This is a genomic window from Microbacterium trichothecenolyticum (genome assembly GCF_041938625.1).
GTDB lineage: Bacteria > Actinomycetota > Actinomycetes > Actinomycetales > Microbacteriaceae > Microbacterium > Microbacterium trichothecenolyticum_D.
This window is the reverse complement of sequence record NZ_CP169427.1, coordinates 1,282,088-1,302,067: the sequence shown is the minus strand read 5'-3', so window position 1 is coordinate 1,302,067 and position 19,980 is coordinate 1,282,088. Positions and strand designations below refer to the sequence as shown.

The window sequence follows — 19,980 nt, the reverse complement described above, 5'->3', positions numbered from 1 at the left end:
TTCGTGCGCATCAGCCCTTGACCGCCCCCGAGACAAGACCGCTCGTCATGCGGTGCTGGACGATCAGGAAGAACACGATGACCGGGACTGCCATGATCGTGGACGCGGCCATGACCACGGCCCAGTCGGTGGCCTTCGTCGCCTGCACGAACGACTGGAGCCAGATCGGAAGGGTCTTGGACTCCGGGCGCGTCATGATGACCAGCGCGAGCAGGAACTCGTTCCACGCCTGGATGAAGGCGAACACGCCCGTGGCGATGAGGCCGGGAGCCAGCAGCGGGAAGGTGATGCGCCAGAACGCGCCGTTGCGGCTGCACCCGTCGATCATCGCCGCCTCCTCGAGGTCCACCGGAACTCCGTTGACGAAGCCTCGCAGCGTCCAGATCGTGAACGGAAGCACGACGGCGATGTACACCATGCTCAGGCCGATGATCGTGTTGAGGAGGTACCACCCGTCGAGCAGGCGGAACAGGGAGATGATCATCGCCTCGATCGGGATCATCTGGATCACGAGGATCGCGATGATGAACGCGGTGCGCGTGCGGAACCGGTAGCGCGAGACGGCGATCGCGCCGAGGAACGCGAAGGCGAGCGCGACGACCAGCGTGATCCCCGTGACGGAGAGCGAGTTGAGCAGCGCCGTGATCAGGCTCTCGTCGCCGAGCGCCTCCTGATAGTTGCTGAGCGTGAACTCGTCCGGCCACCAGTGCGGTGTCGTCGTGCGCACGGCGGAGGCGGGCAACAGCGACGTGTTCAGCATCCAGTAGACGGGGAACAGGGATGCCACGATCACGACGATGGCGGCGGTGTTCAGGAAGACGCGCGAGACGGCGCGACGCGGCCGGGCGGTCATGATTCCTCTTTCAGCATCGTGCGGATCCAGTAGCCCGAGATGACGAGCATGATCGCGACCAGGATGACCGAGATCGCGCCGCCGGCACCGAGGTCGCCCGAGGCCATCGAGACGCTGTAGATGTAGACGCCGATCGTGTTGGTCTCGGCACGGACGCCGCCGATCGACTGCAGGCCGTAGATCTGGGCGAACACACGCAGATCCCAGATGACCTGAAGGACGAGGAGCACGAGAAGGATCGAGCGCAGGTAGGGGAAGACGATGAGTCGGAAGCGCGCGAAGCCGCCGGCGCCGTCGAGAGCGGCGGCTTCCAGCACCTCGTCGGGAACCTGGGTGAGCGCGGCGTACGTGCTGAAGGCGACGAAGGGGATCGCTCCCCACGTGATGATGATCGCGGCCACGCTGAAGAAGCTCACCGGGTTGATGAGCCAGCTGTGGCCGATCCAGTTCTGGCCGGTGACCTGCGTCAGCAGCCAGTTCACGAGGCCGTACTGGGTGTCGAAGATCCAGCCCCAGACGATCGTCGCGGTCAGTGCGGGCATGGCCCAGGCGAGCAGCAGTGAGACGGACACGGCTGTGCGCATCACCTTGCCGAGCTTGGTCATCATGACGGCGATGGCGACGCCGAGGAGCATGGTGGCGACGACGCTCACGATGCACAGGGCGATGCTGCGTCCGAGCACGGCCCAGAACTCGGGATCCGTGAGCACGTCCGTGTAGTTCTGGATGCCGATGAACTCCGGCGGGGCGCCGAAGATCTGCGCGCGTCCGAACTTCTGGAACGACATGATCGCCAGCTGGACGAGCGGCCAGCCGATGAAGACCACGAGCATGATCACGGCCGGCGTCATCAACGCGAGCGGAGCCCACGGGAAGCTGCGCTTCCTCGGCTGTTCGGGGTCTGGCCGCGACTCGGGTGACGGGACGGGCGGCGCCGACGCTTCTGCGGGGATCGTCGTCATGGCAAACCTCCTCTCAAGAATTGTGTCGAGCCCAGTGCGGGCATGGAACGGGGTGCCCCGCGGCACGGAGCACCCCGTTCAGTGATGTCAGCCGTTCAGGATCGATTCGATCTGCTCGTCGGCTGCGGTGGCGAGCTCCTTGATGTCGCCGCCGTTCGCGATGTTGACGAACAGGTCCTGCATGATGCCCTGCGCCTCGACGTCCGCCCAGTTCGGCGAAGCCGGGGTGAGCTTGGAGTTGGCGGCGGCTTCGGCGATGACGGTCGCGAGCTCGGGCGTGGCCGCGGCGACCTTGTCACCGAGCGACACCAGCGCGGGAACGAGGCCGTTCTCGGCGAGGATCGTCTGGTACTCGTCGCTCAGCATGATCTCGAGCGCGCTCTTGGCGAGGTCGGGGTTCTTCGACTTCGCGGCGATGCCGACGTTCGAACCACCCGCGAAGACCTGGGCGGCGCCGCCGTCCATGCCCGGGAGGGCGTAGTAGCCGGTGATGTCGGCGACGGCCGTCGGCTGCTTGTCCTCGTCGGCGACGATCGACCAGTAGGCCCAGCTCGGAGCCGAGTACGTGGCGGACTGCTCGGTGCGGAAGGGCACCCATCCGTCGGCCTCGTCGCCGTCCTTCGGCGCGAGCGACGCCTTGGTCATGAGCTCCTGGACCTGCGCGAGGCCGGCGAGCGACTCGTCGCTCGACAGCTGAGCGTCCCACTCGTCGCCGTCCTGCACGGCGATCTCGCCGCCGTTCTCCCAGATGAAGGGCAGGCCGTTGTACCAGTCCTTGCCCGGGAAGTAGACGCCCGAGACGCCCGGCAGCGCGCCTGCGAGGGCCACACCGTTCGAGACGTACTCGTCGAGCGTGGTGGGCACCGCGACGCCCGCCTGCTCGTACATCGCCGTGTTGTAGAAGACGACGCGGGCGCCCGAGTAGTACGGCGCCGCGTACAGGGTGCCGTCCCAGCTGCCGGCCTCGACGAAGCCGGGGAGCAGGTCGTCGCCGCCGAGGTCGCCCTCGATGTCGGCGAGGCTCAGGAGGGCCCCGCTCGAGGTGAACGCGGGAGCCTGCGTGTTGCCCATCTCGACGATGTCGGGGCTGTCGTTCGACGACAGGCTCGTGGTGAGCTTGTCGACGAGGCCGGTCCACTGCTGCTCCTCGATGACCAGCGTCGACCCGGGGTTCTCTTCCTCGAAGGTCTCCTTCAGGTAGTCGCGCGCGTCCTGCGGGGTGTCGGTGCCGACCAGCCACACACGGATCTCGGCGCCCTCCTCGGACCCCGAGCCGCCGCCGTTGTCGCCGCCGCCGGCGCAGCCGGCGAGCACCAGTGCCGAGGCGCCGATGAGCGCCACAGCTCCAAGCGTCTTCTTCATCGTGTCTTCCTTCGTTTTCGGTTTCTCTTGGTGTTTCGGCTGGGTCGGGTGACCCATCCGGGGGTGGATGCTCGCGAGGAGCGCTCCGTGTTGTTCAGGATCCGGGGGATCCGACGGGGAATCGCGCTGTGTCAGGACACCCCGAGTTGTCCGGACAGGACCATGACGGCCGCGCCGCGCAGGACGATGTCCTGGCCTTGCTCCGTCATCCGCACGCGCACGCCTTCGTCGACGGACGGCGCGAGCGTGCGCGCGCGGAGTGTCTCGACGGTCTGCTCCGCGAGGGAGCCGCCGAGGAGTTCAGGCGGGCCGGAGAGGACGATCTCCGACACGTCGAGGGCGCCGACCACGGGGGCCAGTGCGATGCCGAGCCGCTCCCCCGCGTCGCGGAGGATGCCCTCGTGCGCGGCGCGATCGCCGGCGGCGTTCAACCGCGACGTCAGCGAGGGCACCGAGAGCCAGGCTTCGAGGCATCCGACCTTGCCGCACGCGCACTGGGGACCGCCGTCTGTGCCGACGGTGACGTGACCGATCTCACCCGCGGCGAAGCGGCTGCCGCGCATGGGCTGGCCCGCCAGCAGCAGGCCGGAGCCGACGCCTCGGCCGACCTTGACGAGCAGCACGTCGTCGGGCGCGCCGCCGAACGTGTATTCGGCGAGCACGGCGGCGTTGGCGTCGTTCGCCACCAGCACCGGAACGCCGAGCGCACCGCGCAGCGCGCTTTCGAGGTCGAACCCGGCCCAGCCGAAGTTCGGGGCGGTCAGGATGACGCCGCGGTCATCGACGACACCGGGGGTGCCGACGCCGATGCCGAGCACGGGCGCGTGGGAGTCTGCGACGAGGGCTCGCGCGAGCTCCACGACGGTGTCGACGAGGACGTCGGCGTCCGGCACGGCGACCTCGCGTCGCGCGACGATGCCGCCGTCGAGCGTGAGGACGGCGCCGATGAAGGTGTCGCTGCCCGAGAGGTCGAGCCCGATGATGCGGTGCCCGGCGTGGTCGAGGTCGACGAGGATCGCCGGCTTGCCCGGCCCCGAGGCCTCACGCACTCCCATCTCGGCGACGAACCCGTCGGCGATGAGCTCGGCGACGAGGTCGGAGATCGTGACCCGGGTGAGGCCCGTCTCGCGGGACAGGTCGGCGCGGCTCATCGCACCCTGGTGGAACAGCGTCTGGAGCACGAGCGAGCGGTTGTGACCGCGAGCGTGCTCGGGCAGGACCTTCGCACCCTGGCGGAGCGTGCGTCCAGGGGCGAATGCGCGGGCATTCGTGGTGGGGCTCTGCGGCGCGTCGATAATGGAAGGGCCGCGTCGCGCTTCCGTGTTGGGCATGTTTGTTAGTAGACCTTACGAACTAAGTTTTCGCAAGTCCTCGAACCCTATTTGAGCGGATGCTTTACAAAACTGTGATGCGCCGGGTTCGGATCGTTGCCGTGGCGAACGCCTGATTCCCTGCGTGACCGGCGGTTCGTGCGTGACCATGACGTGACCTCAGCACCCAGGCGGGTCGCCTACCATGGGGGGGGAAGCGTGGATCACAGTCGGGGGTGTGGCGTGACGAATCTGGCGACCGAGTCGCAGGCCGGAAAGGCGTCCGGGGACGACGCCGGGAAGGCCCAGCAGGCCGTCGAGGACGAGCAGTCCGCATCGGCGGACGCGACGGCAGCGGATGCCGTGGATGAGACGGATGCTGAGGCCCCGGCGGATGCCGAGACGGCCGACGCCGTCGCGCCTGCGGACGAGGACGACTCCCCCGCTGAGGACGCGGAGCCCGAGCCGGCCGAGGGCGATGAAGCCGAGCCGGAAGCGGACGGCGAGCCTGAGCCCGCGGACGAGGTCGAGCCCGCGGACGAGGTCGAGCCCGCGGACGAGGGAGAGCCCGAGGCTGAGCCCGAGCCCGCCGACGAGGCAGCCCTCGCTGACGCGCCCGAGGTCGACGAGGACGCCGACGCCGAGGCCTCCGGCACCACCGACGACGAGGCCGTCGCCGTCGCGACGGCTGTGCTCGCCCCGGCGGCCGCAACAGCCCTCGCGCCGACCGCCGAGCTCTCGTCCGAGACGGCGACCGCGGTCGCCACCGCGACCGCTCCGGCGGACGCCTCCCCCACCTTCGCGTGGGCGCCGGCCGAACCCAAGCCCAAGAAGAAGCACACCGCGATCTGGATCAGCGCGGCCGCCGGCGTCGCCGTGGTCGGCCTCGTCGTATCGTCGCTCGTGCTCATCGCGCCCGGAACCTCTGTCGCCGGCGTGCCGGTGGGGTGGCTGACGCCCGGCGCGGCCGCCGAAGCCATCGAGCAGCGCCTGGCGGAGACGACCGTCGTTCTCACGGGAGCGGGCGAGGACGCTGAGGTCACCGGTGCCGAGCTCGGCGCCGCGGTCGATGCCCAGGCGCTCGCCGACGCCGCGTTCGCACAGCACCCGATGTGGAACCCGACGGCGTGGTTCGCCGCGACCGATGCCGAGATCGAACTCGACCCCGCGGCGGCGACCGAAGCACTGCGCGAGGTCGCGCCGCAGCTCTACACCGACGCCACCGACGCGACGCTCGCGTTCGACGCGGCCACCGCGTCGTACGTCTCGACGCCCGCTGTCGCCGGTGCCGGGATCGACGTAGGCACCGTCCAGGACGCGATCCAGGCGGCCTTCGAGGCCGGCGAGAAGCGCGTACAGCTCGATCCGGTTCCGGCCGAGGTGCCCGCCGCGATCTCCACCGAGACGGCGGACGCGACCGTCGCGCAGCTGAACGGCATGCTCGACACCGCCGGCTTCTATGTGGGCGAAGAGCGCACGGTGCCGATCGATCGCGCGACGCTGGCCGCGTGGCTGACCATCGCTCCCGACCCCGAGAACGGCGCGTACGAGATCACGGCCGACGAAGCCGCGATCCAGTCCGCCGTCGACGGCCTTCCCGCCGCGGTGAACCGGCCGGCCGAGAACGGCGCCGTGATCACCAACTCGGCGGGCAAGGTCCTCCGCGAGGAGGCGCCCGGAATCTCGGGGCGCGAGGTCGGCGACACCACGGACTTCGCCTCCGACTTCGCCACGCAGCTGGCGGCCGGCAACGCGGTGTTCGAGACACCCGTGACCGAGGTCGCGCCCGTGGTCTCCACGTTCGCCCGCACCGTCGAGGTCGACCTCTCCAGCCAGACGGCCACCCTCTTCGAGAACGGCAACGTGGTCGCCTCGTACACGATCTCGTCGGGCCTCTCCGGAACGCCGACGCCCACCGGGCACTTCACCGTGAATGCGTACACCCGCATGCAGGACATGGGCGCCCTCTGCTACAACCCCGCCGCCGTGAACAGCTACTGCACGGAGGACGTGCCCTGGATCACGTGGTTCGCACCCGACATCGCCTTCCACGGCGCTTCGAACTTCCGCAGCCGCCTGGGCTTTCCGCAGAGCCACGGCTGCGTGAACATGTGGAACGACGACGCCAAGTTCGTCTACGACTGGACCGCGCGCGGCACCGAGGTCTGGGTCCACGCCTGACCGCGGTCGCCTCTCGACGCGGCTCCCCTGAGACCGACGAGAGGGCGGATGCTGCAGCATCCGCCCTCTCGCTCATCGGTCGTTCGTTTCGACAGGTCCGCCGCTGACGCGTCGGACGCTCAACGACCGGGCTTCCTGCTCGATCAGCTCCGCTGATCGAGCAGCGCGTCGATGACCTCGTTGAAGGTCTGCGACGGGCGCATGACACCGGCGACCAGTTCGGCGTCGGGGCGGTAGTAGCCGCCGATCTCGACGGGCGAGCCCTGCACCGCGAGGAGCTCGTCGACGATCTTCTGCTCGTTGGCGGCGAGCGCCTCGGCCACGGGGGCGAAGGCCGCCGCGAGCTCGGCGTCGACCTGCTGCTTCGCGAGCTCCTGCGTCCAGTAGAGCGCGAGGTAGAAGTGGCTGCCACGGTTGTCGATGGTTCCGAGCGCGCGCCCGGGCGACTTGTCGTTCTCCAGGAACGTGCCGGTCGCGGCGTCGAGCGTGTCGGCCAGCACCTGCGCCTTCCCGTTGCCGGTGAAATCAGCGAGGTGCTCGAGCGACGCGGCGAGCGCGAAGAACTCGCCGAGCGAGTCCCAGCGGAGATAGTCCTCGGCGAGGAGCTGCTGCACGTGCTTGGGCGCGGAGCCGCCCGCGCCGGTCTCGAAGAGGCCGCCGCCCGCGAGGAGCGGGACGATCGACAGCATCTTGGCGCTCGTGCCGACCTCGAGGATCGGGAACAGGTCGGTGAGGTAGTCGCGCAGCACGTTTCCGGTGACCGAGATCGTGTCTTCGCCCTTGCGCAGGCGGTCCAGCGAGTACTGGGTCGCCGCGGCCGGCGCGAGGATCTCGATCGTGAGGCCCTCGGTGTCGTGGTCGGCGAGGTAGGTCTTCACCTTGGCGATGAGCGCCGCGTCGTGCGAGCGGTTCTCGTCGAGCCAGAACACGGCGGGAGCGCCGGTGGCGCGGGCACGCGAGACGGCGAGCTTCACCCAGTCGCGGATGGCGACGTCCTTGGTCTGCGTCGCGCGCCAGATGTCGCCCGGCTGCACGGCGTGCTCGAGGAGCACGTCGCCCGCCTGGTTCACCACCTGGACGGTGCCGGCTGCGGCCAGCTCGAACGTCTTGTCGTGGCTGCCGTACTCCTCCGCAGCCTGCGCCATGAGACCGACGTTCGGGACGGTGCCGATGGTCGCGGGGTCGAGCGGGCCGTGTGCGATGACATCGTCGATCACGGTCTGGTAGACGCCGGCGTACGACGAGTCGGGGATGACGGCCAGCGTGTCGGCCTCGCCGCCGTCGGCGCCCCACAGCTTGCCGCCGTTGCGGACGAGCGCGGGCATCGACGCGTCGACGATGACGTCGGACGGCACATGCAGGTTCGTGATGCCCTTGTCGGAGTTGACGTACGACAGGCGCGGGGTGTCGGTCGCGGCGGCGAACGCGGCGGCGATCTCGTCGCCGCCCTCGACGTTCGCCAGGCCCGCGAGGATCGCGCCCAGGCCGTCGTTGGGGGTGAGCCCGGCCTCGGCGATCTTGTCGCCGTAGCGGTCGAACACGTCGGCGTAGTACGCCTTCACGACGTGGCCGAAGATGATCGGGTCGCTGACCTTCATCATCGTGGCCTTGAGGTGGACCGAGTAAAGAACGTCTTCGGCCTTTGCGGTCTCGAGCGTCTCGGCGAGGAAGGCGTCGAGCGCGGCCGCCGACAGGAATGTGCCGTCGATGATCTCGCCGGGGAGCACCTTGATGCCGGTCTTCAGCTCGGTGGTGGTGCCGTCGGCGCCGGTGAAGCGCACCGAGAGCACGTCGTCCGCGGGGATGACCGTGGTCTTCTCGTTCGACTTGAAGTCGTCGTGGCCCAGCGTCGCGACGCGCGTCTTCGAGCCCTCATCGAACGCCTTGTTGCGGTGCGGGTGCTTGCGCGCGTAGCTCTTCACCGACAGCGGCGCACGGCGGTCGCTGTTGCCCTCGCGCAGCACGGGGTTGACGGCCGAGCCCTTGATGCGGTCGTAGCGGGCGCGCACGTCCTTGTCTTCGAGAGACTGCGCTTCGTCCGGATAGTCCGGGATGTCGTAGCCCTGCGCCTGCAGCTCGGCGATGGCGGCCTTGAGCTGCGGGATCGAGGCCGAGATGTTCGGCAGCTTGATGATGTTGGCCTCGGGGAGGGTCGCGAGGCCGCCGAGCTCGGCGAGCGCGTCCCCGACCTGCTGCTCGGGCGTCAGGTTCTGCGGGAACGCCGCGAGGATACGGCCCGCGAGCGAGATGTCGCGGGTCTCGACGTCCACTCCCGCCTGGCGGGTCACGGCCTGCACGATCGGCAGGAACGATGCGGTCGCGAGGGCCGGTGCCTCGTCGGTGTAGGTGTAGATGATGGTCGAGTCGGTCACCAGTCACGTCCTTCTTGCGGGTCGGCGTTCAGCCTATCGCAAGCGGCCGAGATATCTCGACGTCAAGATACTTCTCCGTATGAACACCGTGTTAATCCGAGACTCCGACGATGCCGGATGCCGCCATGGGGGCTAGCCTGTGGTCCATGGGTGAACTGCGACTCGTCGAACTGTCCGCCGCGACCATCGTGGCGGTCAACAATATGTCGCTCAAGCCCGGCCAGGAGGAGTACCTGTCGCCGGTCAGCTACGGCATCGCGGCGACGGTCGTGAACCCGCAGACGACCTGGCAGCGCGTGGTCCTCGACGGCGAAGAGGTCGTCGCCTTCGTCAGCGGCAACTTCGACCCCGACGATCCGCAGGAGCACTTCCGCTCCGTACTGTGGCGCATCAACGTCGACGCCGACGACCAGGGCCGCGGTGTCGGCCGCTTCGCAGTGGCCGGGCTCCTCGAAGAGGCCCGCAACCGCGGAATGGACCACGTCAACGTCATCTACGAGGCGGGCGAAGGCGGCCCGCAGGCATTCTTCGAGCGCGTGGGCTTCACACCGGTCGGCGAGACCGAGTACGGTGAAGTCATCGCAGAGATCCGTCTCTGACGCAGCGCCGCACGATCCACCCGAAGACTTCCCCACACAGCGCCCGCAGGGCGCTCAGAGACCGGCGGCGGGGCCTCGAATACCCCTCCCCCATCGAGACCCCGTCGCCTTCTCGGTTCCCTGCGTCGAAACGCTTCCGTTCGACGCGCTAGGGTGAGCGCGTGCCGAGATTCGACCTGTCTCCCGCGGAACTCGCGGACTACGCCCCCGAGGTTCGCGAACCCGCCGACTTCGACGCCTTCTGGGCCGAGACCCTCGCGCAGTCGCGGCAGTGGGATGCCTCTCCCGAGCTCGTACGTCTCGAGACGCCGTACGCATTGGTCGACATCTTCGACGTGACGTTCCCCGGCTTCGGCGGCGACCCGGTCAAGGCATGGCTGACGCTTCCCGCCGGTGCCGAGGGCCCGCTCCCCGCGGTCGTCGAGTACCAGGGCTACGGCGGTGGCCGGGGCCTCGCCGGCGAGCGCCTCGGCTGGGCCGCCGCCGGCTACGCGCACCTCTTCATGGACACGCGCGGCCAGGGCTCGATGTGGGGCTCCGGCGGCGACACGCTCGACCCGCACGGCACCGGACCCTCGTCGTCGGGCTTCATGACGCGCGGCATCGAGGACCCTGAGACGTACTACTACCGCCGGGTGTTCACCGACGCCGTTCGCGCTGTCGACGCGGTGCGCACGCTGCCGCAGGTCGACGCCGCCCGCGTCGCCGTGTGCGGCGCGAGCCAGGGCGGCGGCATCGCGATCGCGGCCGCCGGTCTGTCCGACGGCCTCGTCGCGGTCATGCCCGACGTGCCGTTCCTCTGCCACTTCGAGCGCGCGGTGGGCCTCACCGGCGACGACCCGTACCAGGAGGTCGTGCGCTACCTGGCGGTGCACCGCGGTCGCGACGAGCGCGTGTTCGAGACGCTGTCATACTTCGACGGCGTGAACATGGCAAAGCGAGCTGATGCTGCGGCCCTCTACTCCGTCGCCCTCATGGACACCATCTGCCCGCCGTCGACCGTGTACGCCGCGTTCAACCGCCACACCAACCCGACGACGCAGATCGAGGTCTACACGCACAACGGCCACGAGGGCGGCCAGGCGTTCCAGTTCTCGAAGCAGGCCCGCTTCCTCGCCGACCTGGTCTGAACCCTGCGCGGGCTCAGAGCGCCTCGAGGTGCAGCACGAATGCCTGCACGGGCCAGAGCGTCGGCAGCTGCAGGCCGACCTCGGCGAGCAGTGACCCGGGCAGCTCGATCTCGCCGGCGGTGAACCACTCCGGCGCGATCCACCCGTACTCGGCCGCGCCGATCTCGCGGCGCACGCGCACGCGGTAACGGCGCTCCGGATCGAGCCCGGGCAGGCGCAGGCGCTCGGCACGGGCGTCCTCGAGGCTCGCCACGGTCGCCACGACCACGACCGCCGCGTCATCCGCGACGAACGCCGTCGCGCGCCAGGCGGGATCGCGGAGCTCGGGGTGCAGCATCCGTCCGCCGTGCACGATGGGCCGGAGCTCTTTGTAGAGGACGGCGAAGCGCGTGATCGTGGCGGTCTCCTCGTCGTCGCACGACAGGATGTCCCACTCGAACCCGGCCGAGCCCATGAGGCTCGTCGCCATCCGGTACGACAGCGCCGTCGTGCGCCCCGACGAGTGCGAGGTCGTCGGGCCGACGTGCGCGCCGACGAGCTCGGGCGGCAGGAGCAGTCCGGTCCAGCGCTGGATGTCCTGGCGTTCCACGGGGTCGTTCGAGTCGCTCGCCCATACGCGGTCGGTGACCTCGAGGATGCCGAGGTCGGTCCGGGCGCCGCCGCTCGAGCACGACTCGATCTCGAGGGACGGATGCCGCGACTTCAGCTCGGCGATGAGCCTGTAGACCGCGATCATCTGCGCGTGGCCGCCCGGGCGCCCGTCGTGCACGCTCTCTACCAGGTCGCGGTTGTGGTCCCACTTGATGAAATCGATGCCGAGCCCGCCCACGAGCGCGTCGATCTGCCCGAGCACATGGGCGTACGCGTCGGGGTTCGCGAGGTTCATCACGTACTGGCCCCGCCATGACACCCCGGGGTCGTGGTCGAGGTGGCCGGCATCGTGGAGCAGCCAGTCGGGGTGGGCGCGCGCGACATCGGAGTCGAGACTGATCATCTCGGGCTCGAACCACAGCCCGAACTGCATGCCCAGCTCGTGCACGCGCGCCGCGAGGGGACCGAGACCGTCCGGCCACACCGACCGGTCGACGACCCAGTCGCCGAGGCTCGTCGTGTCGTCGCGACGCCCCAGGAACCACCCGTCGTCGAGCACGAACCGCTCGATGCCGACCTCGGCGGCGCGCTCCGCGAGCGCGGCGAGCCGATCCGCGTCGTGGTCGAAGTAGACGGCCTCCCACGTGTTGAGCACGAGAGGGCGCACGGAAGACGGATGCTGGGGCCTCGACCGCAGCCACATGTGCACCCGGTACGCGAAACCGTCGAGCCCCTCGGTCGTGTGCACGAAGGCCGCGCGCGGGGCCCGGTACTCGTCGCCCGGCGCGAGCCGGATCTCGCCCGGGCGCAGCAGTTCACCCGCGCCGATGAGCGTCACCGCGTCGGTGATGCGGTCCATCCGCGTCGTGAGGTCGCTCGACCACGCGAGATGCACGCCCCACAGGGCGCCGCCCTGCCAACGCGGAGCTCCGATCGTGACGAGGGTCGCGACGGGGTTGTCGTGCCCCGGGCGGCCGCGCCGCGTCTGCCGCACGGTGGCGCCGGCGGGCATGGGCGTCACGACCGGCCGCTTCTCGCGCGTCCAGCGGCCGTCGAAGGTCAGCAGCGTGTCGGTCGTCGACGGCACCGGCAGCGTCGCCTCGAGCCAGTCGACATCGACGGGCGCAGACATCGCGTCGCCTTCGTGCGTGAGCGCGTGCTGCACCCACACCACACCGCCGGCCTCGATGCCGACCCTGATCGACAGACGCAGAGCGGATGCCGCGTCCCGCGCCTCGACGGTGAACGACCGGTCGTCGGCCTCGATGCGACTGACGTGCCACCGCGGGTGGTGCACGACACCGTCGCGGCGCAGCTGCATGCCGGGGCGTCCCGTCCACCCGTCTCCTTCCTGCGGCGACAGCGAGACCTGCCACGCGGTGTCGACCGTGCCCGGCGGGGTCTGACGGCTCAGCGCCTTCGCCAGGGCGTCGGCATCGGCGTCCGTGACCGCGCCGATCGGCGCACCCCAGTGCAGCACGTGCGGAAGGCCGGGCCCGCGCGCGTCGACGAGCACGCCGACACCCTCGCTCTCGAGACGGATGAAGCCGGGGGTCATGCGGTGTTCCTCTCTGCGGGGATGCGTTCGCCGGTGCCGCGCTCGACGATCCATGTGGGCATCTCGAGCTGTCTGGTGAAGCCGGCCGGGTCTTGCATGCGCTCGATGGCGAGCGTCGCGGCCGCCTTGCCGAGCGCCAGCGGGTCGTAGCTGACCACGGTCACGCCGAGCACGTCGGCGGTGTCGAAGTCATCGAAGCCGACGAGCGCCGTGCCGTCGTCGCCGCGATCGCGCAGCACCCGCAGCGCGCCGATCGTGACGCGGTTGTTGCCGGTGATGATGGCCGTCGGGGCGTCGTCCTGGTCGAGCAGGTCGGCGATGAATCCGTCAGCGGGGACGGCGAGGTCGTCGGCGAGCCGCTCCCACCGGGACGAGTCGATGATCCCGTAGGCGGCGAGCGCGTCGCGGTAGCCGCGCAGGCGCTCGGCCTGCGTGTAGACGGATGCCGGGTTGCAGATGTAGCCGATGCGGCGATGGCCGCGCTCGAGGAGGCGCGTGGTGGCGTCGAACACCCCTCGGTGGTTCTCGAGCACGATCGAGTCGGCGACGAGATTGCGAGCCGGCCGGTCGATCGCGATCACAGGGGTGCCGAGGTGTCGCTCGCCCTCGAGGTACGACTGGTCGTCGGCGACCGGGATGAGCAGCAGCGCGCCCAGCCGCTGGCCAAGGAGCGCATCGGCGACGCGTTCCTCGCCCTCCGCGGTGTCGTCGGTGGTCGCGACCACGAGCGAGAACCCGTGGGCCGACAGTTCGCGTTCGATGCCGGCGGCGAGCTTGTAATAGAACGGGTTGTTCAGCTCGCCCATGATGAACCCGATGGTGTTGGTCGGGCCGCCGCGACGCAGATTGCGCGCCAGCGGATTGGGACGGAACCGCAGTCGCTTGGCCGCCGTGAGCACGCGCTCGACAGTCTCGGGGGCGACGAGCTCGCGGTGCGTGAATACGCGCGAGACGGTCTTCGAACTCACTCCCGCGAGCCGCGCGACGTCGTCGAGGGTCGCGCGCTGCTGAACCGTCATCGGTGGGCCTCCTTGCCTGGCGCGCTTCACGCTAGCACCGTGAGGACGTCGATGTCCACGTAGGACATTCCCGAGACATTGAGGCGCAGTATCCGTTCTGGACTACAGAATAATCCCAGTTCAGCAGCGCTCTCTCCTCGAATTCTGCCCGCCGGACACAGCAAGACAGCGCTGACATTCCGCGCTTGCGGAACCGTTTCGAAGGTGCATATTCTGACCGCGCGACGAACCACGCAACGGTGCGGCGACGCGCACCGGCAGTTCAAGGGCGAACCTGACAAGGAGAATCACATGGCGAAGAAGGCATTCGCGGGCATCGCGCTGCTGGCGACCGCCGCGGTCGCGATCAGCGGCTGCGCGGGCGGCGGCGCGAGCGACGCAGACAACACCATCGACGGCGACGTCAAGGGCGACATCAAGGTCGTCACGTGGCGCACCGATCTCGTCGAGGACGGCACGTTCGAGAAGTACGCGGACGAGTTCAACAAGAAGTACCCCGACGTGAACGTCACGTTCGAGGGCATCACCGACTACGCCGGCGAGATGCTCACGCGCATGAGCACCACGAACTACGGCGATGTCATCGGCATCCCCGCGATCAAGCCTGAACAGTACGAGCAGTTCCTCGAGCCGCTCGGCGACACCGCCGACTTCGAGGACACCTACCGGTTCCTCCCCGCGGCGAGCTACGACGGCACGCAGTACGGCATCGCGTGGGGCGGCAACGCGAACGGCGTCGTCTACAACAAGAAGGTCTTCGAAGAGGCGGGCGTCTCCGCTCTGCCGACGGACGAGGAGGAGTGGCTCGAGGCGCTGCAGAAGGTCAAGGACAACACCGACGCCATCCCGCTCTACACGAACTACAAGGACGGCTGGCCGCTGACGCAGAGCTTCGGCAACCTCGGCGTCGTCACCGACGACGCGGATGCTCCGATCACGATGGCCGAGGACACCGCCCCGTGGACCGAGGGCACCGACGCCTACGCGATCGACTCGCTGCTGTACGACAGCGTCGCCGCGGGCCTCACCGAGGACGACCCGCTCACCACCAACTGGGAGCAGTCCAAGGTCGACCTGGGCACCGGCAAGATCGCCGCGATGACGCTCGGCTCGTGGGCGATCTCGCAGATGCAGGCCGCCGCGGAGGACAATGGCGCGTCGGCCGACGACATCGGCTACATGGCGTTCCCCGCGAACGTCGACGGCACGCAGCTCGCCGTGATCGGCGGTGACTACAACCTCGCCGTGAGCAAGCACTCCAAGGCCAAGGCCGCGGCGTGGGCATGGATCCAGTGGGTCGTCGAGGACTCGGGCTACACCGAGGCGCAGGGCATGATCTCCCCCGTCATCGACAAGCCGCTCCCCGACAACCTGGCCGGCTTCGAGGAGGCGGGCGTCGAGCTCATGGAGATCAACCCCGCCCCCGCCGGCAAGGAGGGGCTCATCAACAACGTGGCCGACGACGCGCAGATCGACCTGTACGGCCCGATCTACCGTCAGAAGCTCGTCGACATCGCCCGCGGTGCCGCCGACGGCGACAAGGAGAGCTACTTCGCCGAGCTGAACGAGCGCTGGGGCGCCTCGGTCGAGAAGCTCGAAGGCTGAGCGACGGGGACGGCAGCGACATGGCCATTGCGACACCCGGTGCGGCACCGGCGGATGCCCCTGCCGTCCTCTCCGCGCCCGTGCGGGCGCGCCGGTTCGGCGGAGGTCTTCGCCGGACCGGCCGCCCCCGGGGCGGCTCCGCGGGACGGAGCGTCCTGCAGCGCCTGACCCCGTGGTTCTTCCTGTCGGCGGCGGTGGGACTCCTGCTGCTGTTCACCTACTGGCCGGCGGTGAACCTGTTCTACTTCTCGGTCACCGACTGGGACGGCATCGACCTCCAGAAGAACTTCGTGGGGCTCGACAACTACATCCAGGTGTTCACCGACCCGCGCATCTTCTCGGTGTTCGGCGTCAGCCTGTACTACTTCTTCGCGTCGTTCGCACAGATGGCGATCGCGCTGTACTTCGCGACGATCCTCAGCTTCTCGACGCGCTTCTCGAACCTGTTCCGCGGCATCCTGTTCTTCCCGTACCTCGTCAACGGCGTCGCGATCGGGTTCGTGTTCCTCTACCTCTTCCAGCCCGGCGGCACGCTCGACACCGTGCTCAGCTGGTTCGGCGTCAGCGACCCGCCGCAGTGGCTGGGCAACCCGGACGTCGTCAACTGGTCGCTCGCCGGCACCTCCGTCTGGCGCTACACCGGCATGAACTTCGTGCTCTTCCTCGGAGCGATCCAGTCGATCCCGCACGAGCTGTACGAGGCGGCCGACCTCGACGGCGCCAGCCGGTGGCAGCAGTTCTGGGCCATCATCTTCCCCGGCATCCGCCGCGTGATCGGCTTGTCGTTCATCCTTGCGATCGCCGGCAGCCTCAGCGTGTTCGAGATCCCGTTCATCATGACCGGCGGTGCCAACGGCTCGGCGACGTTCGTGATCCAGACGCTGCAGACCGCGTTCACCTTCCGGCAGGTCGGCCTCGCGTCGGCCATGGCCGTGGTCCTCCTGGCGATCGTGCTGGTCGTCACGTGGATCCAGCGAAAGGTGTTCCCCGACGAGAAGGTCGACCTGACATGACCACCACCGAAGACCTCCGTGCGATGCCGCAGCGCACGACCCCGCCGCGCCCCACCCGCGGCCGCTCGCCGCTCGAACGTCTCCGCGGCGTCAGCGCGACGACGGCGAAGTACCTCAGCCTCATCGTCGCCGCGGTCGTGACGCTGCTGCCACTCTCGGTGCTGCTGTTCGCGAGCCTCAAGACCGCCCCGGAGTACGCGCAGACCGGACCGTTCGACCCGCCGGAGAACTGGCTCAACTTCGACAACTTCGTCACCGCGTTCACGAGCGGCAAGATGCTCGAGGGCTTCGTGAACACCACGATCGTGCTCGTCGTGTCGCTCGCCGGCACGATCTTCATCGGCACGATGGCCGCGTACGCGCTGGACCGGTTCTCGTTCCGTGGCAAGAAGCTCGTCTTCGGGCTGTTCCTCGTCGCGACGCTCATCCCGAGCGTCACGAGCCAGGTCGCGACGTTCCAGCTCATCAACGGCCTCGGCCTCTACGACACGAAGGCCGCGCTGATCCTGCTCTTCATGGGCACCGACATCATCGCGATCTACCTGTTCATCCAGTTCATGCAGTCGATCCCGGTCTCACTCGACGAGGCGGCGATGATCGACGGCGCCAACCGCTGGACGATCTACTGGCGCATCGTGCTGCCGCTCCTGCGTCCCGCGATCGCGACGGTCGTGATCATCAAGGGCATCGCGGTGTACAACGAGTTCTACGCCCCGTTCCTCTACCTCCCGTCGGAGGGTCTCATCTCCACCTCGCTGTTCCGGTTCAAGGGACCGTTCGGCGCCCAGTGGGAGGTCATCTCCGCCGGTACCGTCCTCGTCATCATCCCCACCCTCATCGCGTTCCTGCTGCTTCAGCGCTGGATCTACAAGGGCCTCACCGCAGGAGCCGTCAAGTGACCTCTTCCCTCTCGTTCCGTCCGATCGACGCCGGCTGGACGCTCCGAGCCGCGTCGGGTCCTGTTCCGGATGGATTCACGGATGCTGCCGCCGCCGTCCCTGCGACCGTGCCGGGGTGCGTGCACACCGACCTCCTGACGGCGGGTGTCATCCCCGACCCGTTCGTCGACGACAACGAGTCCGCTCTGGCGTGGATCGGACTCGTCGACTGGACGTACGCGACGACGTTCTCCTGGACACCGGATGCTGCGGACCGCACCGATCTCGTCTTCGAAGGCCTCGACACCGTGACGACGATCCTCCTCAACGGAAGCGAGATCGGCGCGACGGCGAACCAGCACCGCTCGTACCGGTTCGACGTGCGCGACGCGCTCGCCGACGGCGAGAACGAGCTCGTGGTGCGGTTCCGCTCTCCCGTGAAGTATGCCAACGAGCAGAGCGTCGCGCTCGGCGTGCGGCAGCGCCCGTATCCGCTCCCCTACGACGCGATCCGCAAGTCGGCCTGCAGCTTCGGCTGGGACTGGGGCATCGCGACGTACACGAGCGGCATCGTGAAGCCGGTCGGGCTCGAGTCCTGGTCGGTCGCACGCCTTGCCCAGGCGCGCGTGGTCGCGACGGCGGAGGGCGACGGCGGGTCGATCACCGTCGATGTCGAGCTCGAGCGGGCGGGGGATGCAGCATCCGTTCCCCTCACTGTCAGCATCGCGGTGAACGGCCCGGGACTGGGCGACGACGCCCTGCCAGGTGCGTTCGTGGCGGTTGAGGGCGACCGCGCGCGTGTGCGCCTCGACCTCGACGCCGTCGAGCGCTGGTGGCCCGCCGGCTACGGCGAGCAGCCGCTGTACATCGTGGACGTGCGGCTGCACGGCGAGGGTGCGGATGTGCTGGATGCGACCCACCGTGCCGTGGGCTTCCGCGACGTGCGGTGGGACATGACGCCCGACGAGGCTGGCACACCGTTCACGCTCGTCGTCAACGACCAGCCGGTGTTCGTCAAGGGCGTCAACTGGATCCCCGACGACGCGCTCACCGTGCGCGTCACGCGCGACCGCGTGCGGCGGCGCTTCGAGCAGGCACTCGACGCGAACCTCAACCTCATCCGGGTGTGGGGTGGCGGGCTGTACGAGTCCGACGACTTCTACGAGCTCGCCGACGAGCTGGGGCTGCTGGTCTGGCAGGACTTCCTGTTCGCGTGCGCGGCCTACGCCGAGGAGGATCCGCTGCGCTCGGAGGTCGAGGCGGAGGCGCGCGAGAACATCGTGCGCCTCGGCCACCACACGTCACTCGTGCTGCTCACCGGCAACAACGAGAACCTGTGGGGCTACGAGGACTGGGGCTGGAAGCTGCGCCTCGACGGCAAGACCTGGGGCGCGCACTACTACTACGAGCTGTTCCCCGCGCTCGTCGCCGAGCTCGCACCGCACGTGCCGTACGCGCCGGGGAGCCCGTTCAGCCCCGGCACGGGCTGGGACGGCACGACGCAGACGGGCCCGCACCCCAACGACGAGCAGCACGGCTCGATGCACCTGTGGGAGCAGTGGAACCGTCGCGACTGGCCCACCTACCGAGAGCACAAGCCGCGGTTCGTCGCCGAGTTCGGCTGGCAGGGGCCGCCGGCGTGGTCGACGCTCGTCCGCTCCGTGTCGGACGCGCCACTGACCCCCGAGTCGCCGGGCATGATCGTGCACCAGAAGGCGATAGAGGGGAACACGAAGCTCTCGAACGGGCTCATCCCCCACTTCCGTATGCCGGAGGCGATGGAGGACTGGCACTGGGCGATGCAGCTCAACCAGGCGCTCGCCGTGCGCACCGCGCTCGAGCACTTCCGCTCGTGGGCGCCCCACACGCAGGGCGCGATCGTGTGGCAGCTCAACGACTGCTGGCCGGTCACCTCGTGGGCCGCGATCGACGGCGACGAGCGCCCGAAACCGCTGTACTACGGGCTCAAGAACGCGTTCGCGCCGCGCCTGGCGACAATCCAGCCCCGCGGCGGCGGGCTGGCCGCGGTGCTCGTCAACGACACCGCCGAGCCGTGGTCCGGGGAGTTCGTCGCGCGGCGCGTCGGGTTCGCGGGCGACGAGCTCGCGCGATTGGCGGTCTCGGTCTCGCTCGCCCCGCGAGAGACCGCGACCGTGGCGCTCCCCGCCGACGTCGCGGTCGCCGCCGACGCGGCCTCCGAGCTCGTGGTCGCGGGCGTCGACGACGTGCGAGGCTTCTGGTTCTTCGCCGAGCCCCGCGATTCGGTGCTCGGCGCGGCCGAGGTCGAGGTCCGCACCGAGCCGGCCGCAGACGGCACGGTGGTCACGCTCACGGCGACGACGCTGGTGCGCGACCTCACGCTCCTCGTCGACAAGGTCGACCCCGACGCCGTGGCGTCCGATGGGCTCGTGACCCTGCTGCCCGGCGAGAGCACGACGCTCGTCGTGCGCCACGACGGCGCAGGGCTCGCAGCATCCGTCGTGTCCGATCCGCGCGTGCTGCGCACCGCCAACGAGCTGGTCGCCTCGTGAGGGCCGAGACCGCCCG

The 19,980-nt window shown here is 69.2% G+C and carries 14 protein-coding genes; 7 read left to right on the top strand and 7 right to left on the bottom strand.

Features of this window, described 5'->3' with window-relative positions; translation table 11 throughout:
- Window positions 1-10: 10 nt before the first annotated feature.
- The 4 genes from ACEYYH_RS05840 to ACEYYH_RS05825 all read right to left on the bottom strand — a co-directional run bounded on the left by ACEYYH_RS05840 (window position 11) and on the right by ACEYYH_RS05825 (window position 4,508).
- Window positions 11-853: a carbohydrate ABC transporter permease gene (locus ACEYYH_RS05840; RefSeq protein ID WP_374977316.1), complete on the bottom strand. Its 843-nt coding sequence runs from the start codon at window positions 851-853 to the stop codon at window positions 11-13.
- Window positions 850-1,815 carry a carbohydrate ABC transporter permease gene (locus ACEYYH_RS05835; RefSeq protein WP_374977315.1) on the bottom strand — a complete coding sequence of 322 codons (966 nt, stop codon included), beginning with the start codon at window positions 1,813-1,815 and terminating at the stop codon, window positions 850-852. Before ACEYYH_RS05835 ends, ACEYYH_RS05840 begins: the two co-directional genes overlap by 4 nt.
- Before the next feature lie 87 nt (window positions 1,816-1,902).
- Window positions 1,903-3,177 carry an extracellular solute-binding protein gene (locus ACEYYH_RS05830; RefSeq protein WP_374977314.1) on the bottom strand — a complete coding sequence of 425 codons (1,275 nt, stop codon included), beginning with the start codon at window positions 3,175-3,177 and terminating at the stop codon, window positions 1,903-1,905.
- A 131-nt stretch (window positions 3,178-3,308) separates the two neighbouring features.
- Complete coding sequence (locus tag ACEYYH_RS05825; RefSeq protein ID WP_374977313.1) at window positions 3,309-4,508, bottom strand: ROK family protein; 1,200 nt, start codon at window positions 4,506-4,508, stop codon at window positions 3,309-3,311.
- A gap of 222 nt (window positions 4,509-4,730) precedes the next feature.
- Here ACEYYH_RS05825 and ACEYYH_RS05820 point away from each other — a divergent pair, with 222 nt between their 5' ends.
- On the top strand, window positions 4,731-6,668 hold the full coding sequence (locus tag ACEYYH_RS05820; RefSeq protein ID WP_374977312.1) for a L,D-transpeptidase family protein: 1,938 nt from the start codon (window positions 4,731-4,733) through the stop codon (window positions 6,666-6,668).
- A gap of 143 nt (window positions 6,669-6,811) precedes the next feature.
- Here the strand turns inward: ACEYYH_RS05820 and ACEYYH_RS05815 are convergent, their stop codons facing one another.
- The gene (locus tag ACEYYH_RS05815; protein WP_374977311.1) at window positions 6,812-9,040 is read right to left on the bottom strand and encodes an NADP-dependent isocitrate dehydrogenase; all 2,229 of its coding nucleotides are present in this window, start codon (window positions 9,038-9,040) and stop codon (window positions 6,812-6,814) included.
- 146 nt (window positions 9,041-9,186) lie between these two features.
- Between ACEYYH_RS05815 and ACEYYH_RS05810 the strand changes: the two genes are divergently transcribed.
- Together ACEYYH_RS05810 and ACEYYH_RS05805 are read left to right on the top strand one after the other, a co-directional pair.
- Window positions 9,187-9,639, top strand: coding sequence for a GNAT family N-acetyltransferase (locus tag ACEYYH_RS05810; RefSeq protein WP_116194175.1), 453 nt, complete (start codon window positions 9,187-9,189; stop codon window positions 9,637-9,639).
- A gap of 161 nt (window positions 9,640-9,800) precedes the next feature.
- Window positions 9,801-10,769 carry an acetylxylan esterase gene (locus ACEYYH_RS05805; protein ID WP_374977310.1) on the top strand — a complete coding sequence of 323 codons (969 nt, stop codon included), beginning with the start codon at window positions 9,801-9,803 and terminating at the stop codon, window positions 10,767-10,769.
- Window positions 10,770-10,782: 13 nt separating this feature from the next.
- On the opposite strand, the gene ACEYYH_RS05800 is transcribed toward ACEYYH_RS05805, so the two are convergent.
- Both ACEYYH_RS05800 and ACEYYH_RS05795 read right to left on the bottom strand, forming a co-directional pair.
- Window positions 10,783-12,918, bottom strand: coding sequence for an alpha-galactosidase (locus tag ACEYYH_RS05800; protein WP_374977309.1), 2,136 nt, complete (start codon window positions 12,916-12,918; stop codon window positions 10,783-10,785).
- Entirely contained in the window at window positions 12,915-13,937 is a 1,023-nt protein-coding gene (locus ACEYYH_RS05795) for a LacI family DNA-binding transcriptional regulator (RefSeq protein WP_374977308.1), read from the bottom strand. The genes ACEYYH_RS05800 and ACEYYH_RS05795 overlap by 4 nt, the downstream gene beginning before the upstream one ends.
- A 291-nt stretch (window positions 13,938-14,228) precedes the next feature.
- On the opposite strand from ACEYYH_RS05795, the gene ACEYYH_RS05790 reads away from it, so the two are divergent.
- Genes ACEYYH_RS05790 through ACEYYH_RS05775 form a run of 4 tightly spaced genes read left to right on the top strand, consistent with a single transcriptional unit; the run spans window position 14,229 to window position 19,964 of the window.
- Window positions 14,229-15,542 carry an ABC transporter substrate-binding protein gene (locus tag ACEYYH_RS05790; protein ID WP_374977307.1) on the top strand — a complete coding sequence of 438 codons (1,314 nt, stop codon included), beginning with the start codon at window positions 14,229-14,231 and terminating at the stop codon, window positions 15,540-15,542.
- A 20-nt stretch (window positions 15,543-15,562) separates the two neighbouring features.
- Window positions 15,563-16,555 carry a carbohydrate ABC transporter permease gene (locus ACEYYH_RS05785; protein WP_374977306.1) on the top strand — a complete coding sequence of 331 codons (993 nt, stop codon included), beginning with the start codon at window positions 15,563-15,565 and terminating at the stop codon, window positions 16,553-16,555.
- Entirely contained in the window at window positions 16,552-17,454 is a 903-nt protein-coding gene (locus ACEYYH_RS05780) for a carbohydrate ABC transporter permease (RefSeq protein WP_374977305.1), read from the top strand. Before ACEYYH_RS05785 ends, ACEYYH_RS05780 begins: the two co-directional genes overlap by 4 nt.
- The gene (locus tag ACEYYH_RS05775; protein WP_374977304.1) at window positions 17,451-19,964 is read left to right on the top strand and encodes a glycoside hydrolase family 2 protein; all 2,514 of its coding nucleotides are present in this window, start codon (window positions 17,451-17,453) and stop codon (window positions 19,962-19,964) included. The genes ACEYYH_RS05780 and ACEYYH_RS05775 overlap by 4 nt, the downstream gene beginning before the upstream one ends.
- The last annotated feature ends 16 nt before the right edge of the window (window positions 19,965-19,980 follow it).